13 protein-coding genes are annotated in these 16583 nt (G+C 58.8%); 4 read left to right on the top strand and 9 right to left on the bottom strand.

Annotated elements, in window-relative coordinates; translation table 11 throughout:
• Nucleotides 1-25 precede the first annotated feature (25 nt).
• From MKI83_RS01140 to MKI83_RS01125, 4 genes are all read right to left on the bottom strand, one after another.
• Nucleotides 26-1003 (bottom strand): zinc-dependent alcohol dehydrogenase family protein, encoded by a 978-nt coding sequence (locus tag MKI83_RS01140; RefSeq protein WP_241582836.1) that lies wholly within the window; start codon nt 1001-1003, stop codon nt 26-28.
• A gap of 111 nt (nt 1004-1114) precedes the next feature.
• The gene (locus MKI83_RS01135; RefSeq protein ID WP_241582834.1) at nt 1115-2791 is read right to left on the bottom strand and encodes an amidohydrolase; all 1677 of its coding nucleotides are present in this window, start codon (nt 2789-2791) and stop codon (nt 1115-1117) included.
• Complete coding sequence (locus tag MKI83_RS01130) at nt 2788-5931, bottom strand: efflux RND transporter permease subunit (protein ID WP_241582832.1); 3144 nt, start codon at nt 5929-5931, stop codon at nt 2788-2790. The genes MKI83_RS01135 and MKI83_RS01130 overlap by 4 nt, the downstream gene beginning before the upstream one ends.
• Nucleotides 5928-7130 (bottom strand): efflux RND transporter periplasmic adaptor subunit, encoded by a 1203-nt coding sequence (locus tag MKI83_RS01125; protein WP_241582830.1) that lies wholly within the window; start codon nt 7128-7130, stop codon nt 5928-5930. The genes MKI83_RS01130 and MKI83_RS01125 overlap by 4 nt, the downstream gene beginning before the upstream one ends.
• Nucleotides 7131-7248: 118 nt before the next feature.
• Between MKI83_RS01125 and MKI83_RS01120 the strand changes: the two genes are divergently transcribed.
• Both MKI83_RS01120 and MKI83_RS01115 read left to right on the top strand, forming a co-directional pair.
• Nucleotides 7249-7950, top strand: a complete 702-nt coding sequence (locus tag MKI83_RS01120; RefSeq protein ID WP_241582827.1) for an SDR family NAD(P)-dependent oxidoreductase — start codon at nt 7249-7251, stop codon at nt 7948-7950.
• Between the two features lie 150 nt (nt 7951-8100).
• On the top strand, nt 8101-8448 hold the full coding sequence (locus tag MKI83_RS01115; RefSeq protein ID WP_241582826.1) for a hypothetical protein: 348 nt from the start codon (nt 8101-8103) through the stop codon (nt 8446-8448).
• A gap of 162 nt (nt 8449-8610) precedes the next feature.
• Here the strand turns inward: MKI83_RS01115 and MKI83_RS01110 are convergent, their stop codons facing one another.
• The 4 genes from MKI83_RS01110 to MKI83_RS01095 all read right to left on the bottom strand — a co-directional run bounded on the left by MKI83_RS01110 (nt 8611) and on the right by MKI83_RS01095 (nt 14664).
• Entirely contained in the window at nt 8611-9363 is a 753-nt protein-coding gene (locus MKI83_RS01110; protein WP_241582823.1) for a sulfite exporter TauE/SafE family protein, read from the bottom strand.
• The gene (locus MKI83_RS01105) at nt 9360-10055 is read right to left on the bottom strand and encodes a pirin family protein (protein ID WP_241582821.1); all 696 of its coding nucleotides are present in this window, start codon (nt 10053-10055) and stop codon (nt 9360-9362) included. Before MKI83_RS01105 ends, MKI83_RS01110 begins: the two co-directional genes overlap by 4 nt.
• Nucleotides 10056-10218: 163 nt before the next feature.
• Nucleotides 10219-13398 (bottom strand): efflux RND transporter permease subunit, encoded by a 3180-nt coding sequence (locus tag MKI83_RS01100; RefSeq protein ID WP_241582819.1) that lies wholly within the window; start codon nt 13396-13398, stop codon nt 10219-10221.
• A gap of 18 nt (nt 13399-13416) precedes the next feature.
• On the bottom strand, nt 13417-14664 hold the full coding sequence (locus tag MKI83_RS01095; protein WP_241582817.1) for an efflux RND transporter periplasmic adaptor subunit: 1248 nt from the start codon (nt 14662-14664) through the stop codon (nt 13417-13419).
• Between the two features lie 282 nt (nt 14665-14946).
• Here MKI83_RS01095 and MKI83_RS01090 point away from each other — a divergent pair, with 282 nt between their 5' ends.
• Together MKI83_RS01090 and MKI83_RS01085 are read left to right on the top strand one after the other, a co-directional pair.
• A complete protein-coding gene (locus MKI83_RS01090) occupies nt 14947-15255 on the top strand; it encodes a hypothetical protein (RefSeq protein WP_241582816.1) in 309 nt (102 codons plus the stop codon).
• Between the two features lie 153 nt (nt 15256-15408).
• Nucleotides 15409-15708, top strand: coding sequence for a hypothetical protein (locus MKI83_RS01085; RefSeq protein ID WP_241582815.1), 300 nt, complete (start codon nt 15409-15411; stop codon nt 15706-15708).
• Nucleotides 15709-15815: 107 nt separating this feature from the next.
• Here MKI83_RS01085 and cobA read toward each other — a convergent pair whose 3' ends face one another.
• Nucleotides 15816-16583 (bottom strand): uroporphyrinogen-III C-methyltransferase, encoded by a 768-nt coding sequence (gene cobA, locus MKI83_RS01080; RefSeq protein ID WP_241582814.1) that lies wholly within the window; start codon nt 16581-16583, stop codon nt 15816-15818.

Here is a 16583-nt window from a genome sequence, read left to right as displayed (position 1 = left end):
TGAGGGGCTTTTTTTAGCGTTGCGGTTACGGCGTGATCAGGATTTTGCCATCGCGCTCGCCGGCAGCTGCGGCGGTGACGGCTTCTTTGATCTGCTCCAGCGGGTAGCAGGCATGGATGCGGCTAGTCAGTTGGCCGCTGGCGATCAGCCCTGTGAGTTCGCCAAACACTTTCATTTGCTCTTCGGGCGTGGCTTTTTGGAACCACTGGGCCAGCCAGAAACCTTTTAAGGTGACATCGCGGAACACGAACGACGCCGGCGACACTTGGCAAGGTTCGCCGCTCATCATGCCGTAGTTCACCAGCACGCCACCTTGGCTGAGCGAGGCGGCGACATGGTCGGTGGCTGCACCGCCGACGGCGTCGATACCCAGCATGACCGGGGCTTTGTTCGTGGCGGCGGCAACGCGCTTAGGCAGATCAGGGCCATCCACCAGCACGACGTCGGCACCTTGGGCTTTTACTGCATCGACGGCACTGTCACGGCGCACCACGTTGATGGTCTTTAGGCCTTTGATTTTGGCCAGTTGAATCAAATAACCACCCACGGCTGAGTTAGCCGCGTTTTGGATGACCCAATCACCGGGCTTGAGATCAACAAACTGAGTCAGCATCAGCAGCGCGGTCGGCGGGTTGATGGTCATCATCGCCAGTTGTTTGGCATCGCCCGCCGGCAGGGGGATCAACTGCTTGGCTTCGGCTTGCAGTTGGCTAACCCAAGTACCGCAGCCAACCGGCAGCAGCACCATTTGGCCGGCCTTTAAGTGCTTAACCTCGGCACCCACTTTAACCACTTCGCCGACACCTTCATTGCCGCCCACCGCTGGTAGTGGCGGCAACATGCCGTATTGACCGGTGAGGGTCAGTACGTCGGAAGGGTTAATCGGGCTGGCCAACACTTTGACCCGCGCCTGGGTCGCGCCAAGTGCCGGCAGGGTCAGGGGCTCAGCGCTGATGACATCCTGAGGAACGGGGCCGCGATGGTCGTAATGAGCTTTCAACATGATGAGGTCCTTGCGCGAGAGGATTGGCAAAGACATGAGTGTAGGCGGCAACGCGCCAAGAGGGGCGGCAGTTGTATTATTTATCTGAGTGATAACTCAGGGCTTATCAGCTCATTGTGCTGGATAAACTTGTCGCCCCTGCACAAAGACCGCCTCGTGGCGTAAATCGGTAAGTGTGCTGGCGGCGCTGGTCAGTGGGTTGCCGGAGAGGATTTGAAAGTCCGCCCATTTGCCGACCGCTAAGCTGCCGGTTTGCTCGGCAATCCCTAATTGATACGCGCCGTTGATGGTCATCGCTTGCAGTGCTTGTTCAGGCGAAATGGCTTGATCGGCGCCGAGGACTAAACCGCTTTGAGTGCGGCGGGTGATGGCGGTTTGCATCAGGCTAAAGGCATTGGCCGCAAACATCGGGCTGTCGGCGTGCAGGGTGGGGTGCATGCCCAGCTCAAAGGCGCGGCGCACGGGCAGCACTTGTTGCGCCCGTTCGGGGCCGATGATGGCCTGATCTAGCGCATCGCCGTAATACAAAATGTGGTTGATGTGAAAGCTTGGACTGACGCCTGCTGCCGCCAATTGCGGCATCAGACTTGGCGGCAATAACAGGCTGTGCTCCAAGCGCAGCGGCCGGCTTGTAGGTTGCTTGAGCTGGGCGATGGCCTGTGCCACCTCACTGTTCGAAGCATCGCCTTGGCTGTGAATCGACACCTGCCAGCCTTGCTCGGTGAGTTGTTGCAGTTGTTGCGCAAACGCTTGGGGCGCCAGCATCGCTTTGCCACGGCTGTTGCTCGGCATGCCCAGCGTTAGCGTCAGGGCGTTATTTAGGTAGTTCTGTTGCAGGTACATGCTGCCGGTGTAGGGCGAGCCGTCGTGCCACAACTTAACGCCTTGCACGCGGAAAAACGCATCGCCGTTTTCCGCTGAATCGGGCAGGGCGTCCAATTCGCTTTCGGTCAGGTAAAAATACTGGCGGATACGCGGCTTTCCGTTACGCAGGGCCGCGTAACGGGCCATCCAACTGGGCACGTTGTAGCCTTGGGAGGCCACGCTGGTAAAGCCTGCGGCTAATAGCTCGTCCAGCGCGGCTTCGTAACGCCCGAGCATGCGCAGGGGCGACTGCAATTCGGCCAGCAGTGGCTTGGCGGCGGCGCTTTCGGCGATAAACCCGGTGAGTTCGCCGTTGCTGTCTTTCTCGTAGTAGGAGCCGTGGCCCGGGTCTTCCGTGTGTTGGTCGATGCCGGCGGCGGCAAAAGCGGCTGAGTTGGCCCAGAACGAGTGCAAGGTTTGCGAAATCAACACCAAAGGCTGATCGGGCGCGATTTCGTCCAGCAGGGCGCGGGTGGGCATACGCAGCTCGGGTACTAAGATCGGGTCAATGCCCATGCCGTACAGCCATTCGCCGCGCTCACCCGCTTGGACGCCCTCGCGCAGTGCTTGCCACACCGCCGCGCTGCTGCGATGGCGAAAACCGCTGAGATCAATCACGCCGCCAAACACCGCGGTTAACGTGGGGTGCTCGTGGGCGGCGATAAAGCCTGGCAGCAAGGTGCGGCCCTTGAGATCAGTTTGTTGTGTGTCTGCTCCGGCAAGGGCGCGTATCTCGGCGGCTGTGCCAAGGGCGCTGATCACCCCGTCACGGATGGCCAGCGCTTCGACCTGTGGTTGGGCTGGGTCGAGCGTGAGGATCGGCCCACCAAAAAAGATCTGTTGTGGGGTATCGCTCGGTGGCGAGCAAGCGCTGCTCAGCAAGGCAGCGCACAGCACCAAGCTACCGGTAAAAAGACGCGTCATTGCACAGGCCCCTGTTCGGGGTGCCATAGGCGGCGCAGCAGTGCTTTGGCATCACTGAGCAACAAATATAGGCACGGCACCAAAAACAAGGTGATGGCGGTGGCAAACAAGATGCCAAAGCCCAGTGCGGTGGCCATGGGTTTTAAGAACTGCGCTTGCAAGCTGGTTTCAAACAGAATCGGCAACAGGCCGAAGAAGGTGGTCAGCGAGGTGAGGATGATGGCGCGAAAGCGCTGGCTGCCCGCTTGCAGAATGGCTTCGAGGCGGGTTAGGCCTTCTTCGCGCGCGCGATTGACGAAATCCACCATCACCAGTGAGTCATTCACCACCACGCCCGACAGGGCAATCAAACCAAAGCACGACAGCATGCTGAAGGCTTGCCCGCTGAGCCAGTGGCCAAACACCGCGCCGACAAAGCCGTAGGGGATAGCCGCCATGATCAGCAGTGGCTGGCTGTAGGACTTCAACGGCACGGCGAGCAAGATGTAGATGCCGATGATGGCGATGGAGAATTTTTTGACGAAGTCGCTAACGAACTTTTGCTGCTCTTCAGCGGAGCCGGTGAGGTTGTAACTGACCCCTGGGTATTTGGCCAAAATGGCCGGAATGATGCGTTCATCTACCTCATTGATCACGGCGGTGGATTGCGCACGGGTCTGATCAATATCGGCGGTGATCGACACCACACGTTTGCGTTGGCTGCGGCTGATGCTGGCCAAGGCCTCACCTTGTTCGATGCTGGCCACGGCGCTGAACGGTACTTCGTCACCGTTGGCGGTGCGGATGCGCATGTTCTCAAGGTTGGCGCGCGAGCGGCGCTCCGCTTCTGGATAGCGCACCATCACCCGCACATCGTCACGCCCGCGTTGAATACGCTGGGCTTCTTCGCCGAAGAAAGCCTGCCGCACTTGGCGCGCCAGCTCGGCTTGGGTCAGGCCTAGCGCCTCGGCGGCGGGTTTGATCTTTAGACGGATCTCTTGCGCGCCGGCGCTGAATGAGGAGCGAATATCAAACACCCCGTCGAACTGCGCCAGTGCCTGTGCGAGTTCTTCTGAGGCGCTTTTCAGTTGCGGGTAATGGCTGCCGGACAGCTGGAAATCCAACGCTGAGCCGCCACCAATATGGGTGCCACTGTAGAAGCGTAGTTGCCGGGCGCCCGGCAGTTGGCCGACGGCTTCGCGCCATTTGTTTTCGATGGTTTTGGCATCCCATTGGCGTGCTTCGGGCTTTTCTAGCTCGACCACCAGTTGGCCACCGAGATCGCTGTCGGTGAACACCAAGACGTACTGAATAAAACCGCGCTCAGCGTCGGGGAAGGCGGCGTGGTAGTCAGCCTCGACGCGGTGTAAGGCGGCTTCCATGTGATCGAGCGCCTCATTGCGTTTGCTCGCCGAGGTGCCGTTGTTCATGGTCAGGTTGGTGCGAATAAAGTCCGACGGCACATCGGGGAAGATTTCAATCTTCACCCAGCCCCCGACCATCAAACTGGCGCCGGCCAGCAGCAAGGTAATAAATAAGGCCACGGTGACCGCGCGGTAATGCAGCGCTTGCGCCAACAGTTTGGGGTAGTGCTCGCGGGCGATGCGTTCAAGACCACCACTGCACCACGCTTGTAGACGCGCCCACGCGGAGGGCTGACTGGTCGGCGGGGTAGCGCTCAGCGGGCGGTGCGCCAAATGCGCCGGCAGAATCCACTTGGACTCCACCAGTGAAAACAACAAACACAAGATCACCACCAAGGCGAGCGACTCAAAAAACGCCCCCGCAGTGCCTTCAATAAAGAGCATGGGCACAAAGGCGACCACGGTGGTCAGCACGCCAAAGGTGGCCGCGGTGGCGACACGGTTAGCGCCGCTGATGACGTTGTCGAGGCTATGACCGTGCTCGCGCACTTCGCTGTAGATGCTTTCACCGATGATGATGGCGTCATCCACCACAATCCCCAGCACCAAGATGAAGCCAAACAGCGACAGCATGTTGATGCCGATGGGAAACAGCGGGTTGTTCATCAACCACAACGCCCCCGCGAAGGCCACGGGGATGCCCAAAATGACCCAAAAGGCCACGCGCAAACGCAAGAACAAACTCAGGACTAAAAACACCAAGAGCGCGCCTTGGAACATGTTGCGAAACATCATGTCGAGGCGGTCATTCAGGTAGTACGAAGCATCGCCCCAGCTGTCTAGTTCAACCCCGGGCGGCAAACTGGCGCGGCGCTCGGTCACGTAATCTTTGACCGCTTGGGCGATCAGCAAATCATTTTGATCGCCCAGCGATACCACCTGAATCGACAAGCTGGGCGTGCCGTTAAAGCGGGAAAAGCCTTGGCTTTCTTCGAAGCCGTCTTTGATCTGCGCGATGTCACCGAGGTACAAACGCGAGCCATCGGCAAAGGTGCGCAGCACCAAGCGGCGGAACTCATCGCCTTGATAGGCTTGAGTTTTGCTGCGTAGCTGAATATCGCCGCCGGCGGTTTTTAAATGCCCGCCGGACAGGTCGATCGAGCTTTGCCGTATGGCCTTTGCCACATCATCAAAGGTCAGGCCGTAGCGGCGCAGGCTGACTTCGCTGACTTCGACGCTGATCTCAAATTCGCGATCGCCTACGACTTCGGCCTGATTGACCGCCGGTAGGGCGAGAATGTCATCGCGGATTTGCTGGGCGAGGCGTTTACGCAAAATCTCGTCCAAATTGCCGTGCAAGGACAGCCATAGCACCTGCTGGCGTGGCTCAAATTTGGCGACGATGGGTTTTTCTGCCTCATCAGGGAAGCTGGTGATGGCGTCGATACGGTTTTTGACATCGTTCAAGGCACTGTCGATGTCGGTGCCGGTGTGCAGTTCGATCAGTACCGTGCCGAGCACGTCGGTGGCGGTGCTGTTGATACGCTTGATGCCTTTGAGGTCTTGAACGGCTTCCTCAATTTTGATCACCACACCTTTTTCGACATCCTCCGGCGCGCCGCCACGAAACGGCACAGTGACTTGCAGGGTGTAGACCTCAAAGTCGGGGAAGGTGCGTTTTTTTAAGATTTGATAACTGAATACGCCAAGCAGCAGGATGAAGATCATCAGCAAGTTGGCGGCCACGGGGTTGCTAGCCCACCAAGCTAAAATGCCGCGCTGTGCTGGCGCGTTCATGGGCTGACCTCAGGTTTGATTTGCACCAAGGTGCCGGGCACTGGCAGCTCAAGTGCGGTGAGCACGGCGCGGTCACCGGCTTGCGTGCCTTGCTGGAAGTACAGCCACCGTTGGCTGCTGCGCAGCAATGTTAGCGTGCGCAGTTGTAGGCGATTGTCGGCATCGGCCACCAGCAGTTGGCGGTCGCCGCGCAGCAGTGTGCGCGGTGCGCGGTAAACCTGTTGCAGGGTTTGTCCCTCAATCCGCGCCTGCACAAAGCTGCCTACCTTCAGTGGCGGCAGTGGGTTGTTCGGCGCGAGGGCGTAGGGGTCGCTGACTTGGGCCACCAAGTAGTGCATGCGGTTGCGCTCATCCACGGTGCCTTCGCTGCGCACTATGTGGGCGGGCCACTCAACGCGGGTGCCGCCGTATTGCGCGCTTAAGCTGACCGGTTGCTGGCTGGCCAAGCTTTGCGCATTGGCCGAGTACAAGAATGGCAGCTCATGTTCGGGAATCGGCAGGCGTATTTCAGCGACCTCGGTGGCGAAGATCATCCCCAGCGGCGTACCAATGTTCATGTACTGACCAAGATCGGCCTGCCGCTGCCGCACCATGCCGGCATAGGGTGCGCGAATTTGTGTGCGGGCAAGCTTTCGTTTGGCGGCGGCTAAGTCGGCCGTCGACGAGCTGACGGCCGCGCGTGCTTGGTCAACAAACGGTTTGCGCAAGGCTAAATCGCTGGGCTTGCGCCCTTGTTTGATCAGGCTGGCCCATTCGCGGCGGGCAACTTCTGCGCGGCCAAGCTCTTCGGCCAGCTTGGCGCTGGCGCTGGCCAGCGCGGCGTCAGCTTGTTGCACGGCCACTTGGTAGTCGTGCGGATCAATGCGCAGCAACACATCGCCTTGAGCAAACACGCCGCCGGCTTCAAAGGCGGGGGCTAACTCAATCACCTCACCGGCGACTTCAGCGACTAGCGCGGTGGCATTGCGCGCCTGCACGCTGCCTTGGCTGTATACGCTCAAGGTGATGTCTGCGGCAGACAGCGGCAGCACATCCACCAATGGCAGGCGGTTGGGCTGCGGCTTTTTCGGTGCTTCAGGCTTGAAAACGATGGCCGCGCTTAAAATGGCCGCCCCCAGCAATACAATCAGCGCAGCTAACCAGCGCCCGTTGCCGCGCCCCATCCAGCTACTGTTGCGTGTCGTTGCGCTTGCTGTCATGCGTTCAATCCATCGTGTTAGGCCAAGCGCATTCTAGGCAAATCTTGGCGCCAGGGTCACTAAGCTGCCATCGTTAGTGTGGCGTATATAGGCAGCTTGATCAGTATGAGGAGTTTGTATGCAGCGCTGGTTGGTGATTGGCGCACGCAGTGCGTTAGGTCAAGCGGTGTGCCGTGCTGCGTTGGCACGAGGCGATGATTACCGTGGACTCACGCGTGAGCCAGGCGATGATCCGCGCTTATGTGGTTGGCAGGGCGATGAAGCCAGTTTGTTGCGCGGATTATCACAATGGCAGGACGAGGGTTATCACATCAGCCATGTGCTGATTTGTGTTGGGCAGTTACATGGAGTGGAGTTTGCCCCCGAAAAGCGCATTGATGAGCTGGATATTGAGGCTCTTCTGGCGCTAATGCGTATCAACGCGGCATTACCAGTGTTGTGCTTGAAACACTTGCTGCCCATTGTGAAAAACGCGCACGCCAATATCGTAGTGTGCTCGGCCCGCGTCGGCAGTATTGGTGACAATGCATTAGGCGGTTGGTATGCCTATCGCGCCAGTAAAGCCGCGCTCAATATGCTGGTGCAGACGGCTGCCGTGGAGTATGCGCGCCGTGCGCCCGAGGTGCGTTTGATGTTGTTTCAGCCAGGCACGATGGACTCGCCATTGTCGAAACCCTTTCAGCGCGGTGTGCCTGCAGAGAAGTTGTTTAGTCCTGATTTCGTGGCAGGGTGTCTGCTAAAGCGCGTCGAAGAGCTGCGTCAGCAACCTGCTGGTAAAGCCTGGTTTGTTGACTGGCAAGGCCAAACGATTCCTTGGTGACCTTGGTGAGCCTGATGGGTTTTCAGGTGTCTTGGGATAACACACTAAAAAGGCCGCGATTTATTCAGCGCTACCGCAAGCGTTTTAGTCTGTGCCTTGCACGACGTTCTCTGCTACATCTACTGCATAGGCTTATTGAAGGAGTTGCACTTGAGTCAGCACAAAAGCCCCGCCGCCTTGCCCCCCGAGCGCAAGTTGCAGGTGTTATGCCGCGTAGAACCCGGTTGTTTGGGGTCCAATGGCGCCGAGTTAATCGAAGGTTTCTGCCAATTCGCTGAACCTTTGATGAATCAGCACGAAACGGCACTGGCGAGTTGGCAGTTGGTGCCGCGCTACGACAAAACCCTAGCGGAGGTGCAGTTTAGCCTGCAGCAAAAGCGCCTCAGCGATGAGCACGTTGCGCGCTATTTGCAGGCTTTGGGGCGTGATTTCGACAGTTTTGAAGATGAGTTGCACCGGCGTCTAGCCAACTTGATTGACGAATACTTGGGCCGTTAACACGCTATTGAATGCAAAAAAAACCGCGCTCGGAGCAACCCAAAGCGCGGGTAGGAGAGAGCCATAGGCTCAGGGAAGAGGGTTGGCTGTAGGGCGCACCGCTACCTTGCGGGTTTGCAAGCGTTGCTGCGCTGGGGCGCTGCCCGGGGTGCCTCGCTTGGCTTAGGTTGCCAGCCAACCTTTGCCCAGCAGTAACAGCCCCGAGAGCAGCAATAGGCCGCGACACAGGCGAATAAACTGCTGTTCGTTGATTCGTCCTTGCAGGTGCTTGCCGAGCCACACGCCCAGCCACGCGAAGGGCAGCAGGCCCAAGGCGCAGAGCAATACGCTGAGCGACCAACTGCCAACCGTCAGGTAGGCCGGCACTTTGAGCCAGTTCATCAGTGCAAACACCACCGCAGCGGTGGCGAGCCAATGGGGTTTGGTTAAGTTGCGCCCCAGCAGATAGGCATTTAGCGGTGGCCCGCCGGCATGCAGCAAGGTGCTGCTCACCCCGCTAAGAGTGCCCCACAGCAGGGCAGCACGGCGCCAGCCAGTAAGGTAGGGCAGCAGGTTTTGCCACAGGGCAAACAGCACACAGAGCACACCCAAAATGAGCTGTAAGTGCGTGGCCGACAGGCTGCCTAACAACGCGGTACCCAGCGCAACCCCTAAGGCGGCAGCAGGCAACAGCAGGCGCGCCTCTGGCCAGCTAATCTGCCGCCAGTAGTAGCGAAGGGTTTGCGCATCCATGGCGATCAGCAACGGTAATAGCAGCGCGGTAGCCAGCGGTAGCGGCAGCACAAGGCTTAATAACGGCACGGCGATCACTCCAGCGCCGCCGGCCAACCCTGACTTAGAAATGCCACTGAGCACCACCCCAACACTGGCTAACAGCCAGAACAACGGTTCGTTCAGCGGTAACTCGGTGCTCATGCGTGCCCCGGCGGCAAGTCGAACCATAGAGCGCTAAAACCGAACTCGCCGGCGGTTAGCTGCAGGGTGTGTTGCTGACCTAAGCCCAGTGCATCGCCATCGTTAAAGCTGGCGTAGTTACCCTGTGCGCTGCCCGCGTAGGCATGCAGATAACCCCAGCGCTCGGCTGTTGTCAGGCTCAGCTGTTCGCCAGCGGCAAGTTGCACACGGTAGAGGCGAACGTCTTGGGCAATCTCGAGTGGGGCATTGTGCTCGGCGGCCACTAAGGTGACTGGGCCTTGCTGAGCAACTCGGGCTTGCTGGTAGCGTGGGGTTAAGCCTTGGCTGTGCGGGGTGATCCAGATTTGCAGTAAACGTGCTGCTTGGCTGTCGCTTGGGTTGAACTCACTGTGGCGAATGCCTTGCCCAGCGGTCATATGTTGCACTTCGCCTGGCTCAATCACGCCACGTTCGCCGGTGCTGTCTTGGTGGGCCAGTTGGCCTTCGAGCATCACGCTGATGATTTCCATATTGCGGTGCGGGTGGGTTGGGAAACCACCACTGGGGGCGATGCGATCATCGTTGATCACCCGCAGCACCGAAAAGCCCATGTGCGCAGGGTCGAAGTACTCGGCAAAAGAAAAGCTGAAACGGCTATCCAGCCAGTCCAAGTGGGCTTGGCCACGTTGTTTCGCGGGGCGGTGATACAGCATGGTTCGGCTCCATAAAAGGCAATGAGCTCACTTTATTGATCTGTTTGGTGAATAAAAAGCGTGTTAATTGCGCTAAAAATATCGAATAAATAGATGATAAAAGCTGGGCAAAAAAAACCGCGCTCGGAGCAACCCAAAGCGCGGGTAGGAGAGAGCCATAGGCTCAGGGAAGAGGGTTGGCTGTTGGGCGCACCGCTACCTTGCGGGTGTGCAAGCGTTGCTGCGCTAGGCGCACCAGCCAATAAAACAGCGGGGTCAACAGCAGGCCGAATAGGGTGACGCCGAGCATGCCGCTGAACACGGCAATGCCCATGGCTTGACGCATTTCAGCACCGGCACCGCTGGACAGCACCAAGGGCACCACGCCCATGATAAAGGCCACGCTGGTCATCAAAATCGGGCGCAAACGCAGGCGACACGCTTGCAGCACGGCATCCCAGGTGCTGAGTCCTTCGGCCTCTTGTTCCTTGGCGAATTCGACAATCAAGATGGCGTTTTTACAGGCCAAGCCGACCAGCACGATTAGGCCGATCTGGGTGAAGATGTTGTTATCGCCGCCGCTCAATATCACCCCGCTGATGGCGCTGAGCAGGGTCATCGGCACGATCAGGATCACGGCCAAGGGCAGGCTCCAGCTTTCGTACTGTGCCGCGAGCACTAAGAAAGCCAGCAGCACACACAGCGGGAACACCCATAAAGCGGTATTGCCGGCCAGCAGTTGCTGGTAGGTGAGGTCGGTCCACTCAAAGCTCATGCCGGGTGGCAGCTCGTCTCGCAGCAGTTTTTCCATTGCCGCTTGTGCTTGACCGCTGCTAAAGCCGGGTGCGGCGCCGCCATTGATCTCGGCGGTGAGCACGCCGTTGTAGTGCATCACTCGATCGGGGCCTGCGCTATCGCTAACGGTCACGAAGGTCGATAAGGGCACCATTTCGCCGCGTTGGTTGCGCACTTTTAGTTGGCCGATCTGCTCGGGCGAGAGACGAAACTGTTGCTCGGCCTGCACATTGACCTGATAGGTGCGCCCAAAGCGATTGAAGTCGTTGGCATACAGCGAGCCTAGATAGACCTGCAAGGTGTCGAAGATATCGCTGATGGCCACGCCGTGGGTTTTGGCTTTGTCGCGGTCGATATCGGCATCAATTTGCGGCACGTTGACCTGATAGCTGCTGAATAAACCTGCCAGTTCGGGCACTTGGCGGCTTTTGCTGAGGATTTTTTGTGTTTCCTCATACAGCGCCTCGTAGCCGTAGTTGCCGGTGTCTTTGAGTTGCACACGGAAGCCGCCAATGGTGCCTAAGCCTTGCACCGGAGGTGGCGGGAAGATCGCAATGTACGCTTCTTGAATGGCCGCAAAGCGTTGATTGAGTTCGGCGGCAATCGCATGCGCCGACAGGCTAGGGTCTTGTCGCTCGCTGAACGGCTTTAGCGGAGTAAAGACAATGCCGCTGTTGGAGCTGTTGGTGAAACCATTGATCGAGAGCCCGGGGAAGGCCACGGTGTTTTCCACGCCTGGGTGCTCACCGGCGATGCGCGACATTTCCCGCATCACCGCTTCGGTGCGTTCAAGGCTGGCGGCATCGGGCAGTTGGGCGAAGGCCACCAAGTATTGCTTGTCTTGCGCGGGCACAAACCCGGTCGGGGTGCTGGCAAAACCCAGCCATGTCAGGCCCAGTAAACCGGCGTACAGCACCAAGCCAATGCCGCTGGCGCGCAGAACCCGCCGCACGCCGCCGACGTAACCATTGCCGGCGCGGGCAAAGGCGCGGTTAAAGGGCGCAAACAGCCAGCGCCCCAGTAGGCGATCAATCAGTCGCGATAGCCGGTCTTTGGGGGTGTCGTGGCTTTTGAGCAAGACAGCGGCCAGCGCGGGCGACAGGGTCAGTGAGTTAAACGCCGAGATCACCGTGGAGATGGCAATGGTCAGGGCAAACTGCTGGTAAAACTGCCCCGTTAAGCCGGTGATAAAGGCGGTAGGCACGAACACGGCGCACAGCACTAACGCGGTGGCGACAATCGGCCCAGTCACTTCGCGCATGGCGCGGCGGGTGGCCTCCAGTGGGCTGTGGCCGAGGCCAATATTGCGCTCGACGTTTTCCACAACCACGATGGCGTCATCCACCACGATGCCAATGGCCAGCACTAGACCAAACAGTGACAGGGCGTTGAGCGAGAAGCCCAATAAATGCATCACCGCAAAGGTGCCAATCAAGGACACCGGTACGGCTAACAATGGAATGATCGAGGCCCGCCACGTTTGCAGAAACAGGATCACCACCAACACCACCAACAAAATCGCCTCAAGCAGTGTGCTCACCACCGCTTTGATTGAGCCGCGCACAAACACCGTGGGGTCGTAGACGATCTGGTAGTCGATGCCTTCGGGGAAGCGCTGCTTCAGTTGATCCATCCGCTCGCGCACGGCATCCGACAACGCAATCGCGTTGGAGCCGGGGCGCTGGAACACCGGCATGGCCACGGCAGGCTGATTGTTCAGCAGCGAGCGCAGGGCGTACTGGCTAGAGCCTAACTCGATCCGTGCAATGTCGCGCAGGCGGGTGATTTCACCGTGTTCGCCGGCGCGCACAATGATATTGGCAAACTCGTCTTCGCTGACTAAGCGGCCTTGGGTGTTGATCAGCAGTTGGAAGCTGGCATCGTTGGCGCTGGGCGGCGCGCCTAGGCTACCGGCGGCGACTTGGCGATTTTGCTCACGGATGGCGTTGACCACATCGCTGGCGGTTAGCCCGCGTGAGGCGGTTTTGTGCGGGTCTAACCATACGCGCAGAGAGTAGTTGCCTAGGCCAAATAACTGCACATCGCCGACCCCGTCTAAACGGGCTAACTCATCGCGCAAATTGAGCGCGGCGTAGTTAGACAAATACAGCATGTCGTAACGATTATCCGGCGAGGTCAGGTGCACCACTAAGGTCAGGTCCGGCGAGGCTTTATCCACCGTGACGCCCAAGCGCTGTACTTCAATCGGCAAGGTCGGTTGGGTGCGCGTCACGCGGTTTTGCACTTGCACTTGCGCTTTGTCGAGGTCGGTGCCGATGGCGAAGGTGATGGTTAACGTTAGGCGGCCGTCGGCGGTGGCTTGTGAGGACAGGTACAGCATGTTCTCCACGCCGGTAATCGCTTGCTCCAACGGCGAGGCCACGGTTTCACCAATGACTTTAGGGTTGGCGCCGGGGAAGGTGGCGCGCACTACTACGGTCGGCGGGACAACATCGGGGTATTCGCTGATGGGCAGTTGCACCAGCGACAAGCTGCCGGCAATCACAATCAACAGCGACAGCACGGCGGCAAAAATCGGGCGCTGAATAAAAAACTGAGAAAAATTCATGATCAATGTCCGCCGTGATTAGCTCTGGGGAGAACGCGCGGCTGGGCGTTGTACAACACGCGGCGCATCGTTTTGGCTATCACGGTCATGCAGCTGTTCAAGGGCGGTAAGGGTTTTGGCATCGGCCATCGGCACGTCTTCTGGGGTCACGGTACTGCCGGGAAAGGCGCGCTGTAGCCCGTTGACCACAATCCGCTCGCCAGCCTTAAGACCATCGCGCACGATGCGCAGCCCCGCGATGCGCGGGCCAAGGGTGACGCCGCGGTAATCCACTTGATTGTCAGCGTTAAGCACCAAGACATATTTGCGCCCAAGATCGGTACCGATGGCGTTTTCGCTGATCAGTTGGGCGGCGTACGGTGCGCTGCCACGCAGCTTGATCCGAGCATAAAGGCCGGGGGTGAATTGCTCGTCGGGGTTGGCGAACAGTGCGCGAGCGCGCAAGGTGCCGGTGTTGGGGTTGATCTGGTTGTCGAGAAAATCTAACTGCCCGTGGTGGCTAAACTCGGCCTCATCACTGAGCGCCATTAACACGGGACTGCTGTCGTGCACATCGGTGCCGCGGGCTTGGGCAATGTCTTGGTATTTCAGGTAGGCCTGTTCATTCACATCAAAATAGGCGTAGACCTGATCGGTAGACACTAGATTGGTCAACAGGCTGTCGCCGGCGCTGACTAAGTTGCCGGCGGTGATCATGGCACGCCCCACGCGACCGTCGATGGGTGCGCTAATGCGGGTGAACTCAAGGTTTAGTCGGGCGTTGTCCAGCTGCGCACTGATCGCCGCCAAAGCAGCGGCTGCTTCTTCGGCACTGCTTTGCCGTGCTTCGGCTTGCTCGGTTGACATCATCTGTCGCTGACGCAACTGGGCACCACGCTGCGCTTCGTTTTGGGCGCGTTTATAGGCCGCTCGCGCCTGTGTTTGCTGAGCCTCAAGGCGCTTCACTTCGGCGGTAAAAGGGCGTGGGTCGATCTGAAATAACAGGTCGCCTTTGCGCACGCGCGCGCCTTCGGTAAAGGCCACGGCATCGATATAGCCCGACACCCGTGGCCGTATTTCAATCGCATGCGGTGCTTCTAAGCGTGCACTGAACTCATCCCACTCGATCACCGTTTGGCTGACCACAGCGGCTACGCTAACGCGCGCAGGGGCTGCTTGGCTGTGTTGCTCCGCAGCGGGCTGGCACGCGGCGATCAGCCCCAGCGCGGGGCCCAGCACGGCAAGACGAATAAGGTGAGGTAGGCGCTTAGGCAAAGAGGCCGACATGACAGGCTCCGCAATAACAAGATGTGGCGCAGTGTGCCGAGCGGGTGCGTATCAATCGAATCGAATCCAGCAAACGTCTGTATCGATACAAACAATAATCGCCCGATCTAGAGCGTCGCGTGGGGGCGAGTTGTGATGCGAGTCAAGCTTGCAAACGTGGTGAGCTTGCCGATTGTCGCTCGTGTGTGACTCGGCAGTCAGATCGCGCCTCACAGCGCTAAGACGGCCGCTGACGTTAAGCGCTAGTGCGCCGCCGTATGATCAATGATTGAGGAGCAAGACATGGGCATGCTGAATGTGTGTTCGAAGGAATATGTCAGTAAAGGTCACTACCGCGTCGACCTGCACGATGAGCGTTATGGCTATCTGCCGCGCGTTGACTTTATGACCGTTGGCGCATTTAAGCGCCGCTTTGGGTTGCCGGATCAAGATGTGGCCAACAACGTGGCAGAGGCCGATGTGTTGGCAAGTAAAGCCAGCGTCTGGCACGTGGCGCAGTCAGAAACCCAAGGCTTGGATCGCGTGCGGGTGTTTTTACTCGATGATTTGCGCTCGCATTTTAAGTTGCGGGATGTCGCAGAATTCGCCTGAGTGAGCGCACTGAGCAGAAGACAAAAACCGGCATGGCAGCCGGTTTTTTCATGCCTGCTGTTTGGCTTGCTTTAGATCAGTATTTGCCGCTTAAAGCCGCCTTAAAATTGGCGCGTACGCCAGAATCGGCGGGTGTGAGAGGCGAGGGTGATCATGTTTGCGGTGAACTCCAGAGAGTACGTGGCTAAAGGGCACTACCGGGTGGATGTGCAGTTGGCGCAGGGCGGCTATTTTCCACGGGTGGATTTTATGTCGGTGGGCACGTTTAAGCGTCGTTTTGGCTTGCCGCATAGCCAAGATGTGGCACGCAATGTTGCCGAGGCAGAGCTGCTCGCCAGCAAGTTGCGCCTATGGCACGAAGGCCAAGCGGAAACCCAAGGCGTGAGCAAGCTGAAACTGTTCACCGTGGATGACCTAAAAGCGCACTTTAAAACCCAGTTAAACCCCAAATAATCGGCAAAAAAAACCCGGGGGTTACCCGGGTATAAATAGCTCGCGTGCGGGTGACGCGAGGCTAGGCACCTTGCTCGGCGCTGCTGTGGCAGCGCCGACGTTAAGCGTTAAGCGCTGTGCGCCGCCGCCAGTACGGCTTGGGCGTGTTGCGCGGCAACCTCACCAATCACTAAGACGGCCGGGCTTTGCAGGGCAAAGTCGAGGGCATCTTGCTGCATGCCAGCCAGCGTGCTGCGGCACTCGCGTTGATTGGGCAGAGTGGCGTTCTCAATCATGGCCACGGGCATGTCATCGCGCATGCCACCGGCCAACAGCCCTAAGCGGATATCAGCAAGCTTGGCCACCCCCATGTACACCACCAAGGTGGTGCCGGTTTGCGCCAGCGCAGACCAATTGAGGTTGCTGTCGTCTTGCGTGTGGGCGGTGACTAAGGTCACGCCACGGCTCACACCGCGCAGCGTTAGGCTAATGCCGCACTGCGTGGCACCGGCTAAGCCGGCAGTGATGCCGTTGATGACTGTGCTGGGCACGCCGTGCTCGGTTAGCCAATCGGCTTCTTCAATGCCACGACCAAAAATGCAGGGATCGCCGCCTTTTAGGCGCGCCACGCGCTTGCCTTGGCGGGCGTAGCGCAACATCAAGCGTTGTATAAACGCTTGCGGGGTGCTGCGGCAGCCGCCGCGCTTACCCACGCGAACCACGCGGGCATGGGGGCAGTGCTCCAGTATGAGCGGGTTAACCAAGTCGTCGATCAGCACCACATCGGCTTGCGCTAAGGTGCGCACGGCTTTGAGGGTGATCAGCTCTGGGTCGCCGGGGCCGGCACCGATCAGGGCAACGGGATGTAAGGCATTCAATGGGCGAGAAGACAACAT

It is taken from the genome of Atopomonas sediminilitoris (assembly GCF_022601735.1).
GTDB classification, from domain to species: Bacteria; Pseudomonadota; Gammaproteobacteria; order Pseudomonadales; family Pseudomonadaceae; genus Atopomonas; species Atopomonas sediminilitoris.
The sequence above is the reverse complement of the archived record's forward strand: the minus strand, read 5'-3'. Positions and strand labels throughout refer to the sequence as shown.

Bases quoted from the DNA above. Each gene is read 5' to 3' on its own strand.
- MKI83_RS01140 (WP_241582836.1), bottom strand. From the start codon at position 1,003: ATGTTGAAAGCTCATTACGACCATCGCGGCCCCGTTCCTCAGGATGTC.
- MKI83_RS01135 (WP_241582834.1), bottom strand. From the start codon at position 2,791: ATGACGCGTCTTTTTACCGGTAGCTTGGTGCTGTGCGCTGCCTTGCTG.
- MKI83_RS01130 (WP_241582832.1), bottom strand. From the start codon at position 5,931: ATGAACGCGCCAGCACAGCGCGGCATTTTAGCTTGGTGGGCTAGCAAC.
- MKI83_RS01125 (WP_241582830.1), bottom strand. From the start codon at position 7,130: ATGACAGCAAGCGCAACGACACGCAACAGTAGCTGGATGGGGCGCGGC.
- MKI83_RS01120 (WP_241582827.1), top strand. From the start codon at position 7,249: ATGCAGCGCTGGTTGGTGATTGGCGCACGCAGTGCGTTAGGTCAAGCG.
- MKI83_RS01110 (WP_241582823.1), bottom strand. From the start codon at position 9,363: ATGAGCACCGAGTTACCGCTGAACGAACCGTTGTTCTGGCTGTTAGCC.
- MKI83_RS01105 (WP_241582821.1), bottom strand. From the start codon at position 10,055: ATGCTGTATCACCGCCCCGCGAAACAACGTGGCCAAGCCCACTTGGAC.
- MKI83_RS01100 (WP_241582819.1), bottom strand. From the start codon at position 13,398: ATGAATTTTTCTCAGTTTTTTATTCAGCGCCCGATTTTTGCCGCCGTG.
- MKI83_RS01095 (WP_241582817.1), bottom strand. From the start codon at position 14,664: ATGTCGGCCTCTTTGCCTAAGCGCCTACCTCACCTTATTCGTCTTGCC.
- MKI83_RS01090 (WP_241582816.1), top strand. From the start codon at position 14,947: ATGGGCATGCTGAATGTGTGTTCGAAGGAATATGTCAGTAAAGGTCAC.
- MKI83_RS01085 (WP_241582815.1), top strand. From the start codon at position 15,409: ATGTTTGCGGTGAACTCCAGAGAGTACGTGGCTAAAGGGCACTACCGG.
- cobA (WP_241582814.1), bottom strand. From the start codon at position 16,583: ATGTTGTCTTCTCGCCCATTGAATGCCTTACATCCCGTTGCCCTGATC.